Source organism: Pseudomonas cerasi (assembly GCF_900074915.1).
GTDB lineage: Bacteria > Pseudomonadota > Gammaproteobacteria > Pseudomonadales > Pseudomonadaceae > Aquipseudomonas > Aquipseudomonas cerasi.
Genome location: NZ_LT222319.1, coordinates 4,111,797 through 4,134,023, shown reverse-complemented (window position 1 = coordinate 4,134,023; position 22,227 = coordinate 4,111,797). Strand labels below are relative to the sequence as shown.

Annotated in this window: 15 protein-coding genes and 9 pseudogenes; 11 read left to right on the top strand and 13 right to left on the bottom strand. The window is 59.8% G+C overall.

Annotated features, from left to right (window positions below; genetic code table 11):
- Nucleotides 1–281 precede the first annotated feature (281 nt).
- On the bottom strand, nucleotides 282–1,601 hold the full coding sequence (locus tag PCPL58_RS20755; RefSeq protein WP_065350340.1) for a glycoside hydrolase family 5 protein: 1,320 nt from the start codon (nucleotides 1,599–1,601) through the stop codon (nucleotides 282–284).
- A gap of 488 nt (nucleotides 1,602–2,089) precedes the next feature.
- On the opposite strand from PCPL58_RS20755, the pseudogene PCPL58_RS29905 reads away from it, so the two are divergent.
- Nucleotides 2,090–2,696, top strand: a pseudogene (locus tag PCPL58_RS29905) (IS5 family transposase); the annotation flags it as partial.
- A gap of 125 nt (nucleotides 2,697–2,821) precedes the next feature.
- On the opposite strand, the gene PCPL58_RS20745 reads toward PCPL58_RS29905, so the two are convergent.
- On the bottom strand, nucleotides 2,822–3,733 hold the full coding sequence (locus tag PCPL58_RS20745; protein WP_065350339.1) for an SGNH/GDSL hydrolase family protein: 912 nt from the start codon (nucleotides 3,731–3,733) through the stop codon (nucleotides 2,822–2,824).
- Nucleotides 3,730–4,485 (bottom strand): MBL fold metallo-hydrolase, encoded by a 756-nt coding sequence (locus PCPL58_RS20740; RefSeq protein WP_083188450.1) that lies wholly within the window; start codon nucleotides 4,483–4,485, stop codon nucleotides 3,730–3,732. The genes PCPL58_RS20745 and PCPL58_RS20740 overlap by 4 nt, the downstream gene beginning before the upstream one ends.
- 272 nt (nucleotides 4,486–4,757) lie before the next feature.
- Here PCPL58_RS20740 and PCPL58_RS20735 point away from each other — a divergent pair, with 272 nt between their 5' ends.
- On the top strand, nucleotides 4,758–5,063 hold the full coding sequence (locus PCPL58_RS20735) for a hypothetical protein (RefSeq protein ID WP_065350337.1): 306 nt from the start codon (nucleotides 4,758–4,760) through the stop codon (nucleotides 5,061–5,063).
- A gap of 424 nt (nucleotides 5,064–5,487) precedes the next feature.
- Here PCPL58_RS20735 and PCPL58_RS29900 read toward each other — a convergent pair.
- A pseudogene (locus PCPL58_RS29900) lies at nucleotides 5,488–5,900 on the bottom strand (DUF2231 domain-containing protein); the annotation flags it as partial.
- A gap of 184 nt (nucleotides 5,901–6,084) precedes the next feature.
- On the opposite strand from PCPL58_RS29900, the gene PCPL58_RS20725 reads away from it, so the two are divergent.
- The 3 genes and pseudogenes from PCPL58_RS20725 (at nucleotide 6,085) to PCPL58_RS20715 (ending at nucleotide 9,753) form a co-directional block, all read left to right on the top strand.
- Entirely contained in the window at nucleotides 6,085–6,846 is a 762-nt protein-coding gene (locus PCPL58_RS20725) for a substrate-binding domain-containing protein (RefSeq protein ID WP_065350335.1), read from the top strand.
- Nucleotides 6,847–7,072: 226 nt separating this feature from the next.
- Nucleotides 7,073–7,315 (top strand): annotated as a pseudogene (locus PCPL58_RS20720) (methyl-accepting chemotaxis protein); the annotation flags it as partial.
- A 173-nt stretch (nucleotides 7,316–7,488) separates the two neighbouring features.
- Nucleotides 7,489–9,753: a putative bifunctional diguanylate cyclase/phosphodiesterase gene (locus PCPL58_RS20715; RefSeq protein WP_065351091.1), complete on the top strand. Its 2,265-nt coding sequence runs from the start codon at nucleotides 7,489–7,491 to the stop codon at nucleotides 9,751–9,753.
- A gap of 124 nt (nucleotides 9,754–9,877) precedes the next feature.
- On the opposite strand, the pseudogene PCPL58_RS29895 reads toward PCPL58_RS20715, so the two are convergent.
- The 4 genes and pseudogenes from PCPL58_RS29895 to PCPL58_RS20700 all read right to left on the bottom strand — a co-directional run.
- A pseudogene (locus tag PCPL58_RS29895) lies at nucleotides 9,878–10,003 on the bottom strand (transposase domain-containing protein); the annotation flags it as partial.
- Nucleotides 9,999–10,825 (bottom strand): annotated as a pseudogene (locus PCPL58_RS20710) (substrate-binding domain-containing protein); the annotation flags it as partial. The pseudogenes PCPL58_RS29895 and PCPL58_RS20710, both read right to left, overlap by 5 nt.
- A gap of 49 nt (nucleotides 10,826–10,874) precedes the next feature.
- Nucleotides 10,875–12,029: pseudogene (locus PCPL58_RS20705) on the bottom strand (phytanoyl-CoA dioxygenase family protein).
- Between the two features lie 11 nt (nucleotides 12,030–12,040).
- Entirely contained in the window at nucleotides 12,041–12,874 is an 834-nt protein-coding gene (locus tag PCPL58_RS20700; protein ID WP_065350333.1) for an SDR family oxidoreductase, read from the bottom strand.
- 124 nt (nucleotides 12,875–12,998) lie between these two features.
- On the opposite strand from PCPL58_RS20700, the pseudogene PCPL58_RS20695 reads away from it, so the two are divergent.
- Nucleotides 12,999–14,023, top strand: a pseudogene (locus PCPL58_RS20695) (LacI family DNA-binding transcriptional regulator).
- A 54-nt stretch (nucleotides 14,024–14,077) separates the two neighbouring features.
- Here the strand turns inward: PCPL58_RS20695 and PCPL58_RS20690 are convergent.
- From PCPL58_RS20690 to PCPL58_RS29890, 4 genes and pseudogenes are all read right to left on the bottom strand, one after another.
- A pseudogene (locus PCPL58_RS20690) lies at nucleotides 14,078–15,060 on the bottom strand (maleylacetate reductase); the annotation flags it as partial.
- A 154-nt stretch (nucleotides 15,061–15,214) separates the two neighbouring features.
- Nucleotides 15,215–15,313, bottom strand: coding sequence for a hypothetical protein (locus tag PCPL58_RS32770; RefSeq protein WP_414860621.1), 99 nt, complete (start codon nucleotides 15,311–15,313; stop codon nucleotides 15,215–15,217).
- The gene (locus tag PCPL58_RS32155) at nucleotides 15,286–15,768 is read right to left on the bottom strand and encodes a peptidase associated/transthyretin-like domain-containing protein (protein ID WP_065350332.1); all 483 of its coding nucleotides are present in this window, start codon (nucleotides 15,766–15,768) and stop codon (nucleotides 15,286–15,288) included. Before PCPL58_RS32155 ends, PCPL58_RS32770 begins: the two co-directional genes overlap by 28 nt.
- A 57-nt stretch (nucleotides 15,769–15,825) precedes the next feature.
- Nucleotides 15,826–16,889: pseudogene (locus tag PCPL58_RS29890) on the bottom strand (PAS domain-containing protein); the annotation flags it as partial.
- On the opposite strand from PCPL58_RS29890, the gene PCPL58_RS20670 reads away from it, so the two are divergent.
- Nucleotides 16,883–17,305 carry an enolase C-terminal domain-like protein gene (locus tag PCPL58_RS20670; protein WP_065350329.1) on the top strand — a complete coding sequence of 141 codons (423 nt, stop codon included), beginning with the start codon at nucleotides 16,883–16,885 and terminating at the stop codon, nucleotides 17,303–17,305. The pseudogene PCPL58_RS29890 and the gene PCPL58_RS20670 sit on opposite strands and share 7 nt — an antisense overlap.
- A gap of 22 nt (nucleotides 17,306–17,327) precedes the next feature.
- Here PCPL58_RS20670 and PCPL58_RS20665 read toward each other — a convergent pair whose 3' ends face one another.
- On the bottom strand, nucleotides 17,328–18,656 hold the full coding sequence (locus tag PCPL58_RS20665; protein ID WP_065350328.1) for an OprD family porin: 1,329 nt from the start codon (nucleotides 18,654–18,656) through the stop codon (nucleotides 17,328–17,330).
- Nucleotides 18,657–18,962: 306 nt separating this feature from the next.
- On the opposite strand from PCPL58_RS20665, the gene PCPL58_RS29885 reads away from it, so the two are divergent.
- From PCPL58_RS29885 to PCPL58_RS20645, 4 genes are all read left to right on the top strand, one after another.
- Nucleotides 18,963–19,400 carry an ABC transporter substrate-binding protein gene (locus tag PCPL58_RS29885; protein WP_197676928.1) on the top strand — a complete coding sequence of 146 codons (438 nt, stop codon included), beginning with the start codon at nucleotides 18,963–18,965 and terminating at the stop codon, nucleotides 19,398–19,400.
- Nucleotides 19,401–19,424: 24 nt separating this feature from the next.
- The gene (locus PCPL58_RS20655) at nucleotides 19,425–20,294 is read left to right on the top strand and encodes a branched-chain amino acid ABC transporter permease (RefSeq protein ID WP_065350326.1); all 870 of its coding nucleotides are present in this window, start codon (nucleotides 19,425–19,427) and stop codon (nucleotides 20,292–20,294) included.
- A gap of 138 nt (nucleotides 20,295–20,432) precedes the next feature.
- Nucleotides 20,433–21,461, top strand: a complete 1,029-nt coding sequence (locus PCPL58_RS20650) for a branched-chain amino acid ABC transporter permease (RefSeq protein WP_065350325.1) — start codon at nucleotides 20,433–20,435, stop codon at nucleotides 21,459–21,461.
- Entirely contained in the window at nucleotides 21,451–22,227 is a 777-nt protein-coding gene (locus PCPL58_RS20645) for an ABC transporter ATP-binding protein (RefSeq protein ID WP_065350324.1), read from the top strand. The genes PCPL58_RS20650 and PCPL58_RS20645 overlap by 11 nt, the downstream gene beginning before the upstream one ends.

Here is a 22,227-nt window from a genome sequence, read left to right as displayed (position 1 = left end):
CTCGTTATCAGGTGGATTGAGCTTGCCGGATTTGATGGACACCTCTGGACGAGCCTTAGGACTCACGACGGGTGTCCATCAAATCCTGGCAAACTCATCATGCCGTCTCGCGTCAAGCCGCGCTGTAAGGGTACGGCGCTGCAATCGGTCAAACTTTTGCGCGGATTGCCCTTAGTCAGTTGTTCCCACGTGTTTGCAGAAAAGCGATTCATGGCCATAAGCTACCATCGGCAACGGATCGTTACGCTGGCCCGCTTGCAAAAAAGTCGCCCACACCCGTGTTACGGTGTTCGCTTTTTCACCATCCGTGTCGATGTACCGGGGTTGATGCCGAGCCCGCTGTTCGGGGCAAAATGCGCCTCGGTCGTCCACGCGGTCCACTTGTGCTGGATCTGCTCGAAGCTATCTTCGTCCAGCTTCGGCCGCATTCTCCACGTATCGACGGCGTACCATCCCCAATAATCGCGCCCCACCGAGCCGTTGATTGACTTGTAAGTCCACACCGCCCAACTCAAACCCGCTTGGTTGTACTGCTCGATGGCATGCCGCCAAGGTTCTGGGTCGGTCTGCTGAGGGTTGAATTCACCTACGAAGCCTGGCACGTCGTAGTTGGCATGCGCTTGATAGTCAGCTATGGCAGCGTCCGTCTTCGCATTGATCGCGTTGATCGAGATGATGCGCTGGCCGTTTGCGTCAATCGGGTAGTGATGGAATTCGTAGACGACGTTCTGCCATCCTTCATCGCTCGGGTTGGGTAGAGCTGACCAGTTCCACGTCTTGAACGTTCCTTCTATGAAGACGATGTGGTCGGAATCTGCAGCCCGTACGGTGTTGTAGAGCGACCGATAGGCCTGCAACACTGCGGCAACGTCTTGTTTGGTCCATGGCTCAGTTTTGCTGGCCCTGGCATCGGGTTCATTGAGCAGATCGTAGCCCGCGACCCCAGGATTGCTTTTGAATCGCTTGGCGACGGCATTCCATAGCCAAGCGGTCATCTCTTGCGCGCGTGCATCGGTCCAGTACCGGTTGATGGACCGTTGCCCCGTGTTAGCGGCGGGGCTTTGACTGCCGACGGCACCATGCAGGTCCAAAACCACGTAGAGTCCAGCCGACCTAGCATTTGCAACGAATCTCTCCAAACGATCCAACGCCGCGGTATCAAAATCCGCCGGGGAAGGATTGCCTGAGCTGTCTTTGGGCAGCGTGAAGAACTGGCCCCACCACAACGGCACCCGCACCACGTTGAAGCCAGCATCGGCGATGCGATGCAAATCCGCCTGCGTCACCCAAGCGTCTTGATAGGCATTGAACAGTTCGCGTTCACGACTCTCACCAAAGCGCGTAGCCAACGCGCGACGCGCCGAGTACTCGTCGGTGTAGATCGGCGCACGCGCGGCATCCCGATCCGCGGCGATGGGGGAGAAAAACGGTTCCATCACGAGCCAACCGCCCAGATTGAAGCCTTTAAGATGGACAGTGTGCCCGTTAGCATCAACGATGTTGTGGTGAGATGTCTGCAAGAAGCTGTCGGCGGCCGCAGACGCTATTGGCGTCATCGCCGCGAGCGTGGTAAAGAGCACAAGGCGGTAGCAGGCGGGCATGAGATCGCATCCTAAGGGCAGTCGGTTGGGTCGGCCGAGTGTACGGCAGCCGTCCGTGCCAGCGTTATAAAGATTGCCGCGACCAAGACGAAGTCAACATGACCATGGCGATCAGCGCATCCGACGTCACCCGTACGCTCGAATGGCGCGCGCTCCGTCACGTTTGAAGATAGTTTAGCGATACGGCTTCACCCAGCTGGGCTGTTCATGGCGCGAATGGGTGCCGTCATCGGCTTCCCCACACGACCACGGCTGTCGAACGGGGTCCGCCCGGCCATCTCGCGTAAGGCCTGATTGATGCGGCGGTGCGGTGATCATGACGAAGGCTGCCTCCTAGGGTTTTTCTGAAAAGTCGCTTTCGTTAGAATGATGCCCTCTGGTTGCCAGGAGAGCCGTCATGACAGGCCGTTATGAAATTTCATCTGAGCATTGGGCGATCATTGAAGCCATTGTTTCCCCTCCTGAACGCATGGGGCGGTCAAGGCGATCTTCGTTTGCGAGAAGACGGGTTCATCAATCTGGATACCTGGATGGTCGACTCCACGTCAATCCGGGCCACCCGGGCTGCCAGCGGTGCTGGAAAAAAAGGGGCCCGCAGGAACTGCAACACCATTGTCTCGGCCGAAGCGGGGGGGCGGACTGACCACCAAAATACACCTCGCCTGCGACAGTCATGGCTTCCAGCTGTCCATCATGCTGTCGCCCGGCGAGCAGGCTGACTCGCGCTACTTCATGCCGTTGCTGGATCAGATCAGCCTTCCTGGTGGCAAGGGTCGCCCGCGCAAGCGTTGCCGTTATGTGCTGGCCGACAAGGGCTATGACAGCCAGGTGCTACGTCAGTACTGCGGCCGCTACGGCATGCAGTCGGTGATTCCTCTGCGCAAAATGCATCGCAAGCCTCGACCTGGCCTACCTCGTTTGTTTGACGGGCCTCAGTACAAAAAACGCAACGTTATTGAGCGACTGTTCAGTTGGCTCAAGGAAAAACGTTGGATCTGTACGCGTTACGACAAACTGGCCAGCAGCTTTGAAGCCATGGTCACACTGGCCTGCATCGAGAGATGCTTGCGGGCTGACTTTTCAGACAAATTCTAGGTGAAACAAAACTTAACTATGATATCTATTAGGGGGCGTCAATATTGACATCCAAATAGGGCGCAACACATTTCCTAAGGCGCACGCTCCTAATTATGCATCGGTCCGGCCGGTGTGCGGTGCGGTTAATCGCAGCCACCCGCGCCACACACTGGACTGGCCGCCTTAGCGGTCGGCGTCCTGACGGTACGGCGCCGAAGCACGAAGGAAATCTGTCGAGGATCCAACGGTCTCGTCAAGGGCGGCGGCAACCGCGTCCATGCCGATCTGATTGGGATGATAGGCGACGGGTGCAGCCCACCCGGGAGATGGTAACCAGCAATGAACGGCTGGGCGCTGCAAAGCGCGTGGCCTGCGCCGATTGTGGACGAGCGCACAATACCGACGCCGTTGCGTTGGGCTGCGCTTCCGATCACCCGGGCTAGCCGCGTCGCGACGGCCCGCATCCTTGCCGCGTCGCGAGGCGAGAGCGGAAGTGACGGGCATTCGCTCGAAGCGTCGGTGGGAACAGCGGGTAGGTAGTCGACCAGAACGATGCGCGCGTCCGGCGCCCGGTGGCGAATCTCGACGACGACCCGGTCGAGCGCGTCGGGCAGCATCTGGAAGTGGCGCTTCACCTCGGCATCGTCCACGACGTGGCAGTTCGTGCCGCCCGTAGCGCGGCATGATAGGCCAAGCATGTTCCGGACGTAATCAACATCGTTGCCGCCAATCAGTACCGTGACGAGGCGCGTATCGGGCGTTAGCATCTCAATCTGCGCGCGTAGCCCGTGCTGGCCGCGGTAAAGCAGATTATCGGTCGTAGCGCCCGAGCACGAGACGTCCACGAGCAGAAGATGGCGCCTACGTGCAAAAATATCCGCGAAGTTCGAGGAGGATCGCCCGCATGACGCGCCTGCCGGGTCGGGCGTGCCGACGCCCGGACCTGCGGCGTAGGAACTGCCCATCGACACGTAGCGAGCGGGGCCGTGAAAACCAGGCTGCGCCGTAGCGACGCCCGCCGTAAAAATGGCCGCGATGGCAAGGATACGATTCACGGCTTACGTGGTTTCTCGATAGGTAGTGGGACGCCGCTGACGTATGGTGAGAGCCCGCACCCACCATCTACTACTAGACGATAGTAGCCTTCATCGGCAGGCATGTCCAGCGGCCCTGCCAGAGCGGGTAAGCTGCGAATAGGGGCGCCAAAGCTCCACGCGTAGCCGTCAGCAATGCGCGAGATCTGTCCCATCAATGATTTCGGGGAATCGCTGGAAAACACCATGCTGTTGGTCGACGCAGCATGATCTAGAAACCAGCCAAGTGACCGGCGGAAGGTGTCTGGAAACTCACAGAACGTTGAGACGAGATCGGGGTAGTACACCTGGACAGGGTGGTTGAGCACGTCGCCGCTAAACAGGGCCTTTTCGCCGCCATTGACCAGCTCGATGGTCGCGTGGTCGATGCTGTGGCCAGGTGTAGGCAAAAAGCGGATACCCGGAAACACCTCGGCTCCGTCGACCCTCACGCGCCGAACCGGGCTTTTACCGACCAGGGGTAATATGCAGTCGGCGAACGTGCCGGACACAGGCACGCGGACCGGTTCACCCAATCCGGCGCGGTCGCGCGCTGCGTTGATTCCCGCTGCATCTTCATCTGTCAGCGTAAGACCGTAGGCATATTCAGGGTCGGAGGCGACAACCTCCGCGTTGGGGAAGGTCGGTCCCCAGCACCTGTCAACGAAGGTGGTGTTCCAGCCCACATGGTCCGAGTGGATGTGGGTGAGTAAGATCAGGTCGACATCGCCGATGTTCGGTGCCCGCCTCGCGCAACCGCGTCAGAAGCCGGTCGAGAGATTGTCCAGCACCGGCATGACGTTTTCGGGAGCACCCAATGACGTGCTCGCCATGGTGGGTGCGTGCAGGGCAATAGGCGGAGGCTGAAATCACGCCGACGGCCTCCGCGATTATCGGGACGGTTGCAGCGGGTTGCTCGCCCGACCGCGTCGCCGAGACCGCAGACAGTCAGGTGATCTGGGTAGACGCTCGAGGAGATAACCGGGTACTTGCCGTCAGCACTGGCATGCTGGAGAACAATCCGGATCATGCCCTGCTGGGCTATGCCGATACGGTCGGCGTAGCGCCGGTCGGCCTCCAACTTTTCCGCAGCGGGACGCTTCTCGCCGTCGCGAACTCGAGCCGCTTCGCTTTACCTGCGGCGATTGGCAACATGACGATCCTCGCGGTCATATCGATTCATCCTGTGCTGGTCCAGACGGTCCGCGCGTTGTTCGTTTCTCGATCGCTCTCAGTAGCGGCCGATGATTTGACTTTGTATCTAACCAGCTATAACAATGGTCAGGTCCAGATCATCTTGACATCGAATTAGAGCTGCTCCACCCGTCTTGGTGATGTTCGTTCTAAAGGAGTTTTCGTTGATTCATCCCATGACGCTGGCACACAGAATCCCAGTAGCCTAGGGCCTTCTCTTGACGGCTGCCCCCCTTGCCGCCCGCGAACACGTCCGTCCATCCGTCGACCGCTAACCCACAAGTACAGCAGTTTGACGACCCGAACCTTGTCTACGCAAATGGCGGCGGAATGTCCCGCGAGCCGTTGGTCATCTTTATCCCGGGAACGGACGGTCGCTCCGAAACGGCTCCCGATCTCATGCTTCGAACGGTCGCCCAACAAGGTTACCGCGTCATTTATCTGACCTACAATAACGCACCGGCCGTCTCGAACCTCTGCCCGTCCCGGCCGGCTGGGTGCTCCGGCAGGTTCCGCGAAAGCCGAGTCTTCGGCGGCAGCGGTCCTCCAGTCGCGACCCCCGGAATCCAAGTGGCGACAATAGCCACCACAGCGGCGACGGCCGAGAGCACCAGTCCACCCGGCATGACCGCCCAGGCGTCCTTGCCATGTTCGAATGAGCCCAGCAAACCCGCCACCCAGGCCACCAACGACAACAGAAAGTAGGCGGTGGGCTGCCACTTTTTTGGGTCGCCCGTATCAGGTTGACCTAGGCGAAAATCAGCGCCAGGCCACTGAACACTTCACCACCGGCCAAAAATCAGGCGGCGAAGTTGCTCCATTGGCTCTGGTGGGTCGTGTAATAAGTGATATCGCTGAGCAAGGCGCAGAGAAACAGCGGGACTGTCCCCGCCAGCAGCGTCGCGTGCAGCGGGCCGGGTAGGTAGCGGTAATCGGGGAGTTTATGGCCCGTCATGATGATTCCTCTATCGTTCCGCGGCCCCGCCGGACAGGCTGGTTAGTGCTGACTGAGCATAGAAACCGATCCTGGCGAGGGTGAGTTAGTTCAAAGAGATACTCGGGCTGTTGCGGCTACCGCTTTCTGATCCAGGAACTGCTGGGCTAATTTGTGTCTACCTTCCCCTTAAGCGAAACGGATCATGAAGCCGACGATTTTTTGTGCCGTCCTCTCGTTGCTGGTCAGTGCCGACGCCCTGGCTGGCGAACTCAAAGTGCTGACGACGGGGGCCTTCAAACCTGTACTGATGGCGCTGGCGCCTGAGCTTGAAGCGTCCCGGCATATCACCCTGACTATCTCCAACGGAACGGCCGGAGAATTGGCTAAGAGAATCGATGCCGGCGAGCATTTCGATGTTGCGATCCTCACCGATTCCCTGGTCCGCCAGTATCAGGCGTCGGGGGCCATGGCGCAGGATTGGGCTAAAAACGTGGCGAAGGTCGGCATCGGTGTGGCGGTGCCATTGAACGCGCCCAAGCCTGGGATAGCCACCGTGGAGCAGTTTAAGTCCATGCTGGGTTCACAAGCGATGATCGCCTACATCGACCCCAGGTCCGGCGGCTCGTCAGGCGTATACCTGAGCCAGCTGTTTGACCGGTTAGGGGGCGCTGAGGCGGTCGCCAAAAAATCCGTATTGGTCAATGGCGGATTGGTCGGCACTACCCTAATCGACGGACGGGCGAGCGTCGCAATCCACCAGATCAGCGAGCTGCTGGCGGTGTCAGGGATTCAGTACGTGGGCCCGCTGCCGGCTGAGATTCAGCGCTACACCCTCTATACCTCGGCAGTGGGTAGCCAGAGCGTCGATGTCGAGGATTCACGTGAGGTGATCAGGGCGCTGAGTGGGCAGAAGGCTGTGGAGCTCTTGCGGGCCAAGGGTATGGAAAGCGTTCAGGCGCAGTAGCGCAGGCGCGGTCACTCGCCGCCCGGCGCCGCCTATGACCGCAACGCCTGCGCCTACCGGTGGTCGAAAGTTACAGCTCTTGCATGATAGCAATTCGCTATCTTGCGGTTAGGGCTTTTCCAATTTGGGATACCGCCTCACTGGCGTACCCTCCGCCTATCCAGACTGATGGCTCAATGGCATCAGTCCTACCACTTAATCCTCTATGGGATTACTCGAGCCTCCTATGAAAACCCCGCTTTCGTTAGCCACCCGCATTGGTTTGAGCTTCACGGCCATCCTGGCGTTGCTGGTCGTTATCACCGCCATCGGTAGCCAGCGCGTCGCATTTATCGATTCTACCTTGAGCGACGTCAGCCAAAATGCGGCAAAGGTGCAGCGCTATGCCATCAACTTTCGGGGCAGTGTGCACTCCCGGCAAGTGGCAAGCGCAAGTACGGAACTGGCGCAGTTGGCAGAGCGTCTCGCCGATAAGGTCGCGTTTTTTGGCGCTGCCTACCCCTAATGGGGTACCGTTGGTCTATCCGATCAACGACCGGAGCTATCCCGGCATTGGGCGGTCGAAGGTGATATCAAAGTGATATCTTCAAGGGTATGCCCCGGCCTTTGCCGGGCCAGGCTTTCATCAGGTGGGCAATAATAATGGTCAGTGATCCAAACGATTCCCAGCGCAAGGCCTTGGAAAAGGTTGCTCAGGCGGCTGCCCATTCTGCCGATTGTTCTGGCGGATTTATCGCAGCGGGACCGTCTGGAAGCTGGAAGGTCGTCGCCCAATCGGCCGTCGGTCCTGCGCTGCCTTTTGAGTCATCGACTGAAACCTGGCTGAAATTTTCATTATCCGATCGCGATCTGGTCATAGTTGACGAGGTGATGGGTACAAGTCTGCCGGCACCGCTGCACCATTTGTACAACGCGCACAAGGATTTCATCGTCGCGGTGGCCCTGCGCAGCCCGACGCGTGAGTTGATTGGCGTTTTGTTCGTCTGGGGTGCTGTTGCGCAGCAACGTTTGAGTGCTGCGCAGACGTACGCCTTGCAAACCCATGCCGCCTTGGCCAGTCAAATTTTGCAGACCATCATCGGCGGCGCCAGTGGCAGCGACAAGCCCTCGATAGAACGTCTAAGACTGCTCAAGTCCGTGGTGGTCAATGCCAAGGACGCGATTCTTATCACTCAAGCAGAGCCCATCGACGCCCCGGGGCCCAAAATTGTCTACTGCAATCCGGCGTTTCTTGCGACCACCGGATTCAGTCTTGACCAAGTCCTGGGCATGACCCCCAGGATCCTCCATTGTGAGGAAACCAATCGTGACACCCTCGACCTGATCCGCGCCGCGCTGGAGAAGTGGGAGCCTGTCGAGGTCGAACTGGTGAACGCCCGCAGTGACGGCACACGGTTCTGGGTGCAACTGAGCATCGTGCCAGTGGCCAATGAGCGTGGTTGGTTCACCCATTGGGTCTCGGTACAAAGGGACATCAGTGAACGCAAGGACGCCGAACTTCTCCTCCTGCAGACCCAAGCCGACCGAGAGGCGAAGGTCGCGTTGGAGACGCGCCTGCTGGAAAGGGAGCGTATCGAGCGAGAGTTATCCTATGCGGCGTTTCATGATGGATTGACGTCTCTGCACAACCGCGCCTACCTCATGAACCGGCTATTGGGCATGTTCAATGAGGCCGATCACGGTCAGGCCCCGCCGGCCACCGTATTATTTCTGGATCTGGATCGCTTCAAGTTCGTCAACGATAGCTTGGGGCATCGCGCGGGGGATATTCTCCTGTCGGAGGTGGCGCGCAGACTCGAAGCTTTGATTGAGGACGTGCATGTATTTGCCCGAGTGGGCGGGGATGAGTTTGCTATTTTGTTGATGGGTCACAATCAATCGGGCGTCGCCGTCGAACTGGCGCAGCGGATAGTGACAAAAATGGCCTCACCGGTGGTGATCCACGGGCAAAACATTTTTACGTCCTGCAGCTTGGGTATTGTCTCCGCCAATAGCAGCCATTCCTCGCCGGAAGATCTTTTGAGGGACGCGGACGTGGCGATGTACGCAGCCAAGAAAGAGGGGCGGGGACGCTGGGCGATCTTCGACGCCTCCATGCGCAAGGCCGCAGTCGATACGCTGTTACTCCAGAACGCGCTCAGGCAGGCCATTGCGCATGAGCAATTCTGGGTGGCCTATCAACCTATCTACGACGTGACTTCGGGAGAGATTCGCGGGGTAGAAGCGCTGGTGAGGTGGTTGCATCCGCAGCTTGGCCATATTCCGCCGGATACGTTCATAGGCGTCGCGGAGGAAATCGGGGTGATCCAGGAGTTAGGGGCCTGGGTGATGTATCAGGCCTGCTCGGAGCTACAGCGTTGGAAGGCGCAATTCGGCGCGCTGGCGCTGCATTTGAATGTGAACGTATCCGGCACCGAATTGAATCGCCCAGGCTATGTGGCCTGGGTAGCGGACATCCTTCAACGCACTGGCGTGGACGCGCGGGAGCTTCAGATTGAGATCACGGAGTCCGTGTTTATCGACGAACCCGATGAAATCGCCAAAGTCCTGGAGTCGCTTCGTACCCTCGGTATTCGCGTCGCGTTGGACGACTTTGGAACCGGCTACAGCTCGCTGGGATACATTGATCGCTATCCCATAGACGCCATCAAGATCGACCGCTCGTTTGTTTCCCGAATGATGTCGTTCGAGCGCTCGGATGCCATTGTGAAAAGTATCCTTTCACTGGGCAGAGCGCTGAAGATAGGTATCACGGCAGAAGGCGTTGAAACCGTGGCACAGCTCCAGCACTTGCGGGAGATGGCCTGTCCATTCGTTCAAGGTTATCTCCTTAGTCCGCCGGTGACCGGGCAGGAAATGACAGCCCTGTTGGAGACCTGGTCTGCACCGCGCAAGGTCGATAACTGAACCGGAGCGACTCTGGGCGAACGATGTCCGTAAAGGCTCGTGGCTGGAGAGCTTGAAGCGCATTTGGAGTAAGGGTGTCTGGAGCACTGTAAGCGTCCGGCCCAGCCTCCTTGCAAACAGCCGCTCATCGCAACGGCAACAACTCATCAATTCTGCTGTTGGGCCATGTTGGGAGCTTTTCCAACGTATCGCGCAGCCATGCTGATGAGGCAAGCCCATTAAGTTTCGCCGTCGCCAGCAAGCTCTGCAAGATCGATCGAGCCTTGCGCCTGGCCCTGCTGTCTTGATAGACCGTCACGGCCAAGTGATCGCGCTTGACCGCTTCAAGCCCAGCCGGGCCGCCGTCGCTGCCACCCACCAGGATGTCCTTGCCTGGTTGCAGGCCAGCCTGGGTAGTCGCCATCGCGGCACCTATCGCCATTTCGTCGGCATTGGCGGCCACCGCGTCGATCTTCTTGCCGGACACAATCCAGATGTTCATCAGAACCATGGCCTTGCTGCGCTGCTAGTCAGTAGTTTGCTCCTCGACGATATGAATGTCGGGAATCTCCTTGAGCACGTTCTTGACCCCTTGGGTTCGGCTATGGGTGGCATCGTTGGAGAGCAAGCCGAGCATGATCGCCAGGTTGCCTTTACCGTCCATTTTCTACGCCAGATAGCGCATCTGTATTTCGCCGGATTTGATTTCGTCCGAACCTACGTAGCCCACGCCCTGCGGCAATTGCGCTTGAGTGGGCCGCCGGTTCACGTAGACCAGGGGTACCTTGGCATGCTGAGCATCGTCGGTCATTTTTGCAGTGGCGGAAGTGTCCACCGGGTTGACGACGATCGCGTCCATGCCTTGAGCGGTAAAGCTTTGCACCTGGTTGAGCTGGCGGATGACGCCACGTTGTGCATCCTCGAACTGCAAAGTAACCCCCGGTAGTTCCATGGCATGTGCGGCCATGTAATCGCGAATTTGCGCTAGAAACACATTATCGACCTGGGCGATGCTCACCCCGATGTGCACTTCGGCCATGGCCAGCGGGGCGAATAGAGCAGAGAACGCTACAGACAGCAGTTGTTTTTTCATGGTGTTGATTCCTGTCTTGTTTTTGTTTTCGACTACGGTTCAAGCAGCTTCAGCCGCGACGTTTGTCGCGCATTTTCTCGACGCCATCTGCGAAGGCGGCGCGATTCCAGCGTTCAGCAAGCGCCCTGACCATCAACTGCTGCCCGGTCTGTGGTGCCAGGCCCTTGAGAGGGGGATCGGTGTCCAGATTAGTGGGGAATGAATAGCCATCCGCAGTACAAGCGATCACGGCAGCCAGTTCTTGCGCATCTAGCAGGTCGTCCTCCAGCTGTTGCTGTAACACTGGATAGAGCGCAAGCATCATGCGTTCGCGATCAACCGTTTCCATCGGCTTGCCGAACGCCGACGATATCTGCAACAGGTTGGCCATACGGTGCAGGTCAGCGGTGCGATTGGTGCCGGCGGCATGGAACAGCGCCGGGTTGAAGAACAGCAAGTCACCCTTGTTCAGCGCCAGTTGCACCGAGTGTTGCGCGAAATAGTCGATGAACTCGGAGTTGCGCCATGCGAGATAGCCCAGGTCTTATTGCTGCGAGAACGGCAGCAGCATAGTCGGACCCGATTCCAGTGGCATGTCGGTGTGGGCCACGGCGCCTTGCAGCGTCAGGTATTGCGACAGCGCGTGCAGCGGGAGCGGATAGCGCGCCACCACTTCGGCTGTCTGGAAGCCAAGGTGGTAATCCCGATGCGGCTGCTGCGCCTGGCCACCGGGGGGTACCACGTTTACCTGCGCAGTGACCTGGAAGTCCGGGCCCAGCCAAGCCTCGGCGATCAGCCCGAGCAAAGGGTTGGCGTAGTACTCGGCGAAGGAGGCCGGTGCGAGCAGGGCGGCCTTCTGCAAGGAATTCCAGATGCGTCCGTTAGTCCCGGCCTTGGCAAAATGGTCGGCGCCAGCACCTGCGGCGGCTTCTTCGGCGAATATCGCCTCGAACACCTCGCTGTGCCGGTCGACCACGGCCAGGTCGGTATAGGCCTGGCGTACCACCACCACTCCCGGTCCGTCGCGAAACAAGCGGTGCAACTCATTCATCACCATTCGCCGTTCGGTGTCGCGCAATGTCTGCGCGTTGTAGATCGGCACATTGCTACGCACTTCGGCGCACAGTGGATAGTCCTCGGCGCGGGTTTGCTGATCGCACAGTCTGGCGAAATCCTCCAGGCGCACGGCGTCTGCGTTTACAAACGCGGGGAGCAGTGGGTTCATGGCGGCGCCTCCTACAAACTCAATGGGTTGTGCGGGCGCGGGGCGGTTTCCTCGCCACAGCCGATTACGCCTTGCTCTAGATCGAGCACTGTGCCGGTCATCATTCCCGACTCGCGTGAAAGCAAAAACGCCACGCTCTGCGCGACTTCCTCCGGCTTTAGCAGGCGGCCGAATGGCTGGGCGCTCTCGACCTTGGCCATCCAGCCGTCCTGGGCACCATGGTAGCGGCGCTGGATTTCATCCTCATGCGGTGTGTCCATCCAGCCGATGTTCAGGCCATTGACACGGATGCGATTGTGCAGGGCGCTGTAACCAGCATTCTTGGTCAAGATCGCCAGGGCCCCCTTGGAGGCCGAGTAGGCCGTGAGATAGGTCGGACCGCCGTGGGCGACGATGCTTTGAATGTTGACGATACCGCCGGCCACACCTTTCTTGACCATCAGCTTGATCGCCTCCTGCATCAGGAAGAACGGGGCGCGGACGTTGACGGCGAAAAGCCGATCGAACAGGTCGGGGCTGGTGTCTAGGATGGTCCCGCGGTCGGACATTCCTGCGCAGTTGACCAGCCCGTGCAGTGTTCCGAAGTGGGTGCGGGCGGCTTCGACGATTTTGCGGCAGTCATCGACTTGCTCAAGGTCGGCCTGGACGAAAAACGCCTGGCAGTCGAGCTCGGCCAGTTGCCGTACTTGCTCCTGGCCCTGTTCCGGGCGTCGACCGCAGATGATCATGCCTGCAGCGCCACGACGCGCTAGCGTGTGCGCAACGGCTGCGCCAAGGCCCTGAGTGCTGCCGGTCACGACAAAGTATTGGCCCGCGAACGATTGAGTGAGGTCAGTGTGGGACATGTGTATCTCCGAAGTTTTTGTTGTTGTCAATGCTAGTGCTCGACGCCTGCTGGAACTCAGACTAGCATTGCGTTTACCTCGGTAATGGCCGAAAAAACCTCATAAATGCCTCAGGCCTCATACCGTGCTAGAATGCGCCAAACGTTTTTCCATCAAGCAGATCTGCGCCCAGGCGGGGGTCAGTCGAGCTACGGTCGACCGCGTATTGCATGAGCGTGGCAGCGTGCATTATCAAACCCACAGGCGCATCGAGCAGGCGCTCATCGAGCTCGAAGCCCAGCTAAAGACCGGGCTCGTGGCTGGGCGTACCTTCCATATCGATGTGATCATGCACACGCCGCTGCGCTTCAGCGCCGCCGTGCAAGCTGCCATCACTTCGCAGCTTGGGAGCGTTGCGCCGTTCCGTATCGCGCCGCGGTTCTTTTTTTTGAAGAGATCGAACCACAAGCCATGCATGACCAACTGCTGCGCTGCCGTGCCAAGGGCAGTCACGGCGTTGTGCTCAAGGCGGCCGACGAGCCGTTGGTCAACCTGGCGGTGAATGAGCTGAGCGCTGCGGGTATTCCGGTGGTGACCCTGGTCACTGACCTGCCGCACAGCGAACGGGTTGGCTATGTCGGCATGGATAACCGTGCCGCCGGACAGACCGCCGCTTATCTGCTCTCGAACTGGTTGGATGCGAGCCCGCAGGACGTCGCCGTGGTGATGGGCAGCGAGCTGTTTCGCGGCGAGGAAGAGCGGGAAATGGGGTTTCGCAATTGGCTGCGCGGCCACGCCGGCCATCTACGCGTGCAGGAGATCAACGGAGGGTATGGCGTCTACGAGCGCACGTTCAAACGGGTCATCGAAGCATTGCATCGGTACCCGCAATTGCGAGCCGTGTACAGCGTGGGCGGTGGCAACCGGGCTATTGTCGATGCGTTCGCCGCGCAAGGCCGAGCACTTGAGGTGTTCATCGGTCACGATCTTGACGAAGAGAACCGTCAGTTGCTGTCCGATGAAAAGATCATGGCGATCATCGAGCACGATCTGTTGGTCGATGCGCGCCACGTATTCATGCATATCCTCGAGTTTCACCGGCTTTGGAAGGCTGCGCCTATCCCCTCGTCGCCTGTGCAGGTCGTGACACCTCTCAACATGCCGCGGTGATGCTGGCGATCTCCGACAGCGAGCTTCATTCGCTCGCCCCAGGGGATTCGCCCCTTGCGGACGGATGCCGTCGTAGGCTTCCTGCAGCAATTGACGGCTGGCCCCGGCTTCGAGCGGGCGCGGGTTCCAGTAGGGGGTGGCGAGGGCGATGTCCGTCGCACGATCCAGGGCTGGTGCCTTCGACGCCCACCGCGCGGCAGATTCGCGACAGGGCCGGGGCCGCCGATTGATTGTAGGCAATAGCATGGGGCAGCACGATAGTGTGCCTAGCAGCGTGGGACAGGTTAAAACTGCCGCCCAACCTGTGGCAAAGCTTGTAATGCAACGCCATGCCGACGTTGCCCAGCACCGTACCACACAACCAGGCGCCATACAGGCAATCACTGCGGGCACCGATATCCTTCGGTTGAGCATGGAATTTTTTCAAGTCGGCGGCGAGCACACGAATGCCTTCTTCGGCCATCAACGACATCCCCGGATTACCATCCTGCGCTTACAAGCCTTCAGCGGCGTGGGCGATGGCATTCAGCCGCTGGTGATCGATATATCAAGCCGCAGCTGAGAGTCAGTTGCGGATCCTAGATCACGGTCTTGGGCAGCACCCTTGGATCTTTGCAGGTGCGTTTCAGGCCGTTTTCGGTCAGTCCGAATACGGGCGTCATCTCAGAACCTGCGTAGGTCGTCGGGATGGCCAAAATCGGCAACCCGGAATCTATCGCGATGGCCTTGCCCAGGACGGTGGTCGAGCCGCCGCCGATTGCTACGGCGCAGTCCGCGCCCAGTTTACGCGCTACTTCACGCGCCTCGCGGGCGGTTTCGATCTGTACATGCATGATAGCTTTGTCGAAAATGTCGGCCGCCCGATCTCCCAGCAATTGGACGATGTATTCTGCCTGAGCTTGTTGCTTGGGAGTGCAGAGCACCAATGCGCGCTTTGCACCGAGCCGCTCGGTCTTCGCTTCCAGCTGCTGCAGCGAATCTTGACCGAAGATGACGCGCGACGGCTGACCGTTATAGACAAATGGGGACGCGGACATGGGGTGATCTCCTGAATGATAGGTAATGCCCTGCTGTGAGATCTGACGCCAAGGGCTTTGGTCAGGACGAAGTCGAAGGTCAAGGTATGGAAGTGTTCGCTGCTGTGTGTACCTGCTGGTGTCGTTCTAACGGGGTGGCGTGGCCATCGGGTAATCAGCGAGCGGCGTACGCCGAATAGCGGATCGGCATGATATCGGGATCGCCTTCGCGAAAAATCTGGGTGGTCAGGCGTTGGTACCCAACGGCGCTGATGCTGAACCGTAGATGGGCAGGGCACTGCCTTTGCCGATCCAGGGCGGCGAGCCCAGTGGCCCGTCGGATGGCAGGCGAGGGCCATCCGGCAGCCGCATAGAAAAATGGTAGTGGCCGCGCTCGTCGCTCTGCAGCAGGGCGTGCCGGTCTGCGGCAATACCGTCGTTGCCAGCGAAGCCGACTTCCAGCGTGGCGTAGGGCACGGGCTGACCTTGGGTATTGCGCACAGTGCCACTTATATACCCTCTGGGGCCGAGAGCATTTGCAGAGATATCCGAGCCCAGGTCATGCACCACGGGTTGATGTGCCGGTGGCTGATAGAACTCGACCGCTTCAGTGCAACCCGTTTTTTTGCCCTGATTCTGGGCGAGCACCAAGGTCGAGAGGCCCAGCACTTGGGACAGTAGCCGCAGCTCTCGGCGATCGGTGCCACGTCCAAGTTGCTGGCAGCTCATGGAGCGCGCTGAGGCGCTGTTCGTGGAGTGGAACGCTTTGCTCAATCATCACCAGCGGCGCAGCTTGCCGGTCTTGACGGGGGCGACGACTATCAAATCATCGATGATGCGTGTCTGGCTAGCGACGGCGTCACCGATGGCGGTGACGGCCTTCATCAACAGTAGGCGATCGGCAGGCGGCGCGCGAGCTGGGCATTGAGCTGGACCAGGTTGAGCGGGTGCTTAAGCTCATGGGACATCACTACGAATAACGGATCCTTGACCAGGCTGGAGTTTTGCGTAGCGGTCAGGTTCTTCAACTGCTCGTCCTGCGGCTTCACGTGCTCGGTCATGTCGCGGGCGATCTTGACGAAACCACGAAAGCCATTTCCGGCCAGCGCAGTCACCTCACCGCTGCAATAAAACCGGCTGCCGTCGTTGCGCATGTGCCAACGCTCATCGTCACTGCGGCCTCGGCGGTGGGCGGCATCGAGTTCCTTCCCGGGCGTGCCGTTCGCTTGATCTTCGAGCAAGAATATAAATCGAAAATGACGTCCTTCAGCCTCATCCTTGCTGTACCCGAAAGCGTTTTCGGCACCGCGATTCCAGTCGGTGAGGTGGCCTTCATCGTTGAGCACGATAATCGCGTAGTCGTGGGTGCTTTCGGTCACCAGGCGCATGCGCTCCTCTCCCGTTCGCATTTCTTCTTCGGCCTCACGGCGTTTGCTGATGTCGATGAAGGTCAGCACAATGCCGTCGATCTGGTCGATCTGGTCGATCTGGTCGATCTGGTCGATCTGGTCGGTATGGGAGCGATAGGGCGATGACCTGGCGATGTACCAGCGGTCGTCGCTGCTTGCGATTTCTCGCTCGATGACCTTCTAGGTTTCGAACACCGTTAGGGCGTCCTTGATCATTCCCTCATAGAGCAGGCGGTGAGTGATATCCATCAATGGGCGGCCGGTATCTACGGCCAGCATGCTGAAGATCTCGGTGGCGCGCGGGGTGAACCATTTGATGCGCCACGTGCGATCGACGAACACCGTGGCGATATCGGTCGAGGTAATCAGGTTGCTCAGGTAATCGTTGATCTAATCGGTTTCTTCGACCTTGATCTTCAACTCGTGATTGCCTGTTGGAAGCGGGCGCCGCCGCCATCATCAACCCGGGCGTCTGTGGCTGCGGCGGCATCTTTGCCTCGATGAAACTGGCGGCCATGGCCGACCCGTACGCGGTGGGTTTCAGCCCGCACAACCACAACACCACCGTGGTCGGCCTGGCGGCAACGGCCCACGTGTCGCTGGCGGTGTCGAATTTTGTGATGACTGGGTATTTCGTCAACTTCAGCGTTGAGCGATGCTTTTGCGGTGCAACCGCTGGGGGTCGAGAACGGTTAGTCTTCGGTGCCGGACGTGCCAGGACTGGGCGTAGACATCAAACTGGAGGATTTGCTCAATTGGCCTTATCAGGAATTGGCCAGCGGCAGGTTCACATATCTGCAAGAAAAGTTTCCGCGGCCGCTTCGAGGTTTGCAGTGGCGAGCGTCTGGCGCGATTAAGGCAATCGCGCCGGCACCCGGATCAAAGAATCGACAACGGATAATTGATAATGATCCGGTTCTCATCCATGTCCCGCGTCCCGGTATAGGTCGAGCGTAACACCCCGAACCGGTACGAGAAATTCAGCCCCTTGAACGTGCCCGACTGCACCGCATAGTTGAGCTGCAGATCGCGCTCCCACTCGTTGCGCTGGCCGCCGTCGGAGCGGATGTGGCTGCCGTTCTGGTACATGCCATAGAACGACAGCCCCGGTATGCCCCATACGGTGAAGTCGTAGCCGTAGCGCAGCTGATAGGTGCGCTCGCCGGAGTGCTGGAATTTGGCGATCTGCGATTCGGTCATGAAATAGGTGCTCGAACCATCACCGTTGTTGACCCACACCGTGTCGCTCTTGCCGCTGGACTCCTGGTAACCGGCGCTCAGGCTGTGCGGGCCGATGGCGTAGGTGAGCAGGCCGCTGGCCAGGGTGTTGTCGACGCTGCCCTTGTTGATGCCGATACCGTAATAGCCAAGGGTGTAGTAACCCGGATCGTTGTTGTCCTTGCCATCGGCGAAGCTGCGAAAGTAGCGCAGGTCAGCGGTCAGGCGGCCGGGACCAAGGTCGAAGCTGTGTTTCACAGCAGCAAAATGCTGACGATAGAAGTCCTGCAGGTTGCCGTAGTAGTACTGCAGGGTCCAGTCCGGTGTCGGCTTGTAGATGCCGCCACCGTAGTAGAACTTGTTGGTGGTGTTACCGGTGTAGCGGGCATTGGCGCCAGACATCGACAACGACTGCTCGTTGCTCGAGCCCCGGCCCTTGGCGTGTTCGAGCTGGCCCAGGGTCAGCGTCAGATTGTCTATGTCCTTGGACTCGATCTGCCCACCGGTGAAGGTCTGCAACACCAGGCGATCGGAAGAAATCAGGATCGGCAACTGCGGGGCCAGGGTCCCGTAGCGGATCACTGATTGGGCCACCCTCGCCTTGGCGGTCAGGCCGAGGCTGGCGAACTGGTTGACTGCGCGGCCATCGTCGGTGGGGAACACCACGCCGTTGTAAGCGCTGCCGGTGGCGTTGTAATGGGTGCCCTTGCCCGAGTCCAGGCGAATGCCGAGCATCCCCAGCGCATCGATGCCGAAACCGATCGTGCCCGAGGTAAAACCGGATCGGACATCGAGTATGAAACCTTGTCCCCATTCTTCCTGGCGGGACGGTTTGGCGGTGCCGCTGCGGTTGTCTGAGTTGACATAAAAGTTGCGCATCAGCAGGTTCGCCGTGCTGTCTTCCATGAAGCCCTCTGCCTGGGCGCTGTGGTGAACCATGGCCCCTAAACTGCATGCAGCCACCGCTGCCCAGCGTTTTTCGAACGTCATCGTTGATGCCCTCAAGCCATTTAAGTGTGCTTGGCAGTCCTTGTTCGTCGCGTGGCCTGTTGTTCTGCGAGTGCGCATCTAATGTGCGGCGGCCTTGGGCAGGAGACGTTAGAACTTGGCGCCGACGCTGACCAAGACGGGCTGCATCTGCCCCCCCAGATTTGTCTTATGCCCCGGCCGCTGGCGTACAGGGCGGCAAAGGCCCCATCACGAATCTTTATACCGCAAGCGTCATTCCGTCTTGGTCGGGCGCAAGGGTTGCGGGTACTGTCGAAAACACCCCCACTCATCAGACCCGGAGGCACCATGGCGCAGCAATCTGCAAGGCAGTTCGCTCAGCGACGAAGCCGATCAGTTTTGATCATCGGCGTGGCAATGACCGTGTTGAGCACCGCCCTCAGTGCCGCAGAGGCGCCCTTGAAGGTCGGCGTCATCGCTCCGCTCAGCCTGCAGTTCGTCAAGGATTACCAGCAGGCCTACGGCGGCGAGATGCCCAACGTGCATGCGTTTTTTCACTGGGAAACCCTGCGCCTGCTGGCCGAGGCGATTCGTGAAGCGCACAGCGACGATCCGGCCAAGGTCCGCGATGCGCTGGCGCTGATTCGCGACCCCAGCGCCATGGGCGAAGTGGTCTTCGATGACCATCATCAGGCGGTGTTGCCCATGGCCCTAGTGGAGATCGAAAACGACAGGCCGGTGATCAAGGCCACCATGGCACCCAAGATCGAATACGCGGCGCACTAGGCCGTTCTACAGGGAGGATATGCGGTGCAATATTTCATCGAACAAGTGCTCAACGGCCTGATCACCGGCTCCATCTATGCCCTGATTGCAGCAGGCATGACCATGATCTTCGGGGTGCTGCGCGCGATCAACTTCGCCCACGGCGAGTACTACATGATCGGCACTTTCGCTGCCTGGTACGCCATCAGCCAACTGGGTACCGGCTACGCCACCTCGATCATTCTCGGTGTGCTGGTGGCTGCGGCGATCGCTGCGTTCCTGGGGCGTTTCATCATGCAACGGCTGATCGGCGCACCGTTTCAATCAGGGGTGCTGGCCACGTTAGGGCTGTCGTTGATTCTGCAGAACAGCGTGATCTTCGCCTTCGGCGGCGGCTACAAGGTGTTTCCGGGCGGCTGGCTCGACCCGATCGAATTCGCCGGCATGAGCCTGGCCACGCAACGCATGGCGCTGATCGGCGTGACCCTGGTGGTGTTCGGCTTGCTGGAATGGATGGTGCGCCGTACTCACATGGGCAAATCCATGCGTGCCGTGTCGCAGAACATCGAGTGCTGCCAAGTCATTGGTATCGACGTCGAGAAGGTGGTGCGCAACACCTTCATCCTCGGCACCGTGCTGGCCGCGCTGTCGGGTGTGCTGACCGGCCCCATCAACGTCAGCCTGTATGGCGGCATGGGTGAAGCGGTGACTCTCAAGACCTTCGCGGTGATCGTCATGGGCGGCATGGGCAATGTGCGCGGCACGCTGTTCGCCGGCTGGCTGCTGGGCATCGTCGAGAGCTTCGTGGCGGCCTACTGGGGCCTGCAGTACCGCGACGCGGTGGGCTTCGCCGCACTGATCATGATTCTGATGTATCGCCCCTCCGGACTGTTCAGCGCCCACGCGCGTTATTGACCCGCTGCCTTCGATGACCTCGGCATCCACGTAAAGCCGCCGCATCGCACCTTTCGTAATGACTGCCCCCGACGAACCGGCTGTTGCTCGGCCCGCAGGTTCTGCCTGCGCGATTTCAACCTTCAAGGGATAGTACGCATGGCTATTACGCTCGATACGCCTCAGCCCCAGGGCCGCCACTTGCCGGCACTACGCCGCAGCGGCCTGGTGCTGATCCTGGCCGCGCTGGTGATGGCGCCCCTGTACTTGCAGAACTACTACCTGCACGCACTGATCATCGCCATGATCTTCCTGTTGCCGGCCCACGGCCTCAATCTGATTCTGGGCTACACCGGCATGCTGTCCCTGGCTCAGGGCGCGTTCTTCGGCATCGGCGCCTATGTCGCCGGCTTGCTGGCGATACACCTGGGCTCGCCGTTCTGGTTCAACATCGTCGCCGCTGGCGCACTGACGGCGCTGATCGCATTGCCCCTGGGCATCCCGGCACTGCGCTTGCGCACCGTGTCGTTCGTGATGTGCACCTTGGGCCTGGTGGTCATCGCCCAGACGGTGGCGAAGAACTGGATCAGCCTGACCAAGGGCGACATGGGCCTCTCCGGGGTGCCGCGGCCTTCGTTCGGCTGGGGCGCAGCAGCCACCCATATCTCCAGCATCCCCGGTTACTACTACCTGGTGCTGGCCGTGGTGATCCTCGCCACCCTGGGCTTCGTCGCACTGATCAGATCGCCCGCCGGGCGCTGCATGATCGCCATCCGCGACAACGAAACCCTGGCTGAAGCCTTCGGTGTGCCGACCTGGCGCTACAAGCTGATCGTGTTCATGTTGAGCGCGATGTTCGCCGGCATGGGCGGCGCCCTGTATGCGCAGTACATGACCGTGGTCAGCCCGCTGATGTTCCAGATGTACTACTCCAACACCATCCTCATCATCGTGCTGGGCGGCGGTGTCGGACGGGTCAGCGGGGTGCTGCTGGGCAGCTTCGTATTCGTCGCCTTGTCCGAGGCGCTGCGCATCACCCCCGAGCTGCGCATGATTATCTACGGCGCCATTCTCCTGGCCTTGGTGTTCTGCTTCCCGCAGGGCCTGGCACGGCTGGTGGAGCAGGGCATGGAGAAACTCGCGGCCCTCAAGGGCGCCGGCAAGGAGGCACTGACTCATGAACGTTGATACCCGGCCCATTCTGCGTGTGCGCGATGTGCGCAAGAGCTACGGCAGTCTGCCGGCCCTCAGTGGCGTCGACTTCGACGTGCAAGCCGGCGAAGTGGTAGGCCTGATCGGCCCCAACGGTTCGGGCAAGTCGACCTTGTTCGACTGCTGCACCGGCCTGCAACGCATCGACAGCGGCGAGGTGCTGCTCAACGGCACCGACATCAGCCGCTGGCCCATGCACCGCATCGTGCGCCAGGGCAAGTTGGTGCGCAGTTTCCAGAAGACCGTCGTGCTGGGTACCCAGACCGCCGAGGACAACCTGATCCTGGCCGGGCAGATGAACTGCTTCCCGAGCCTGCTCAGCACCTTCGGCATCGGCCCCGGCGCGGCGCGACGCATGCGTCATCTGCGCGAACGCGCCAACGAACTGATCGAGATTTCCGGCCTGACCCGAGTGCGCCACCTGCCGGCCGGCAGCCTCTCCGGGGGCCAGCAAAAACTGCTGCAGTTCGCCTCGATGCTGATGCCCGAGCCACAGCTGGTGCTGCTCGATGAACCGCTGGCGGGGATCAACCCGATCCTCATCGAGAAAGTCATCGACAGCATTCGCGACGCCAACCGCCGTCTGGGGGTGACCTTCGTAGTGATCGAGCACAACACCGACGTGCTGATGGACCTCTCTCATCGGGTGATCGTCCTGCACCAGGGCACCAAGCTGGCCGAGGACACGCCGGCCGCCATCGTGCGCAACAGTGCGGTGGTCGACGCCTATCTAGGAGGTTGA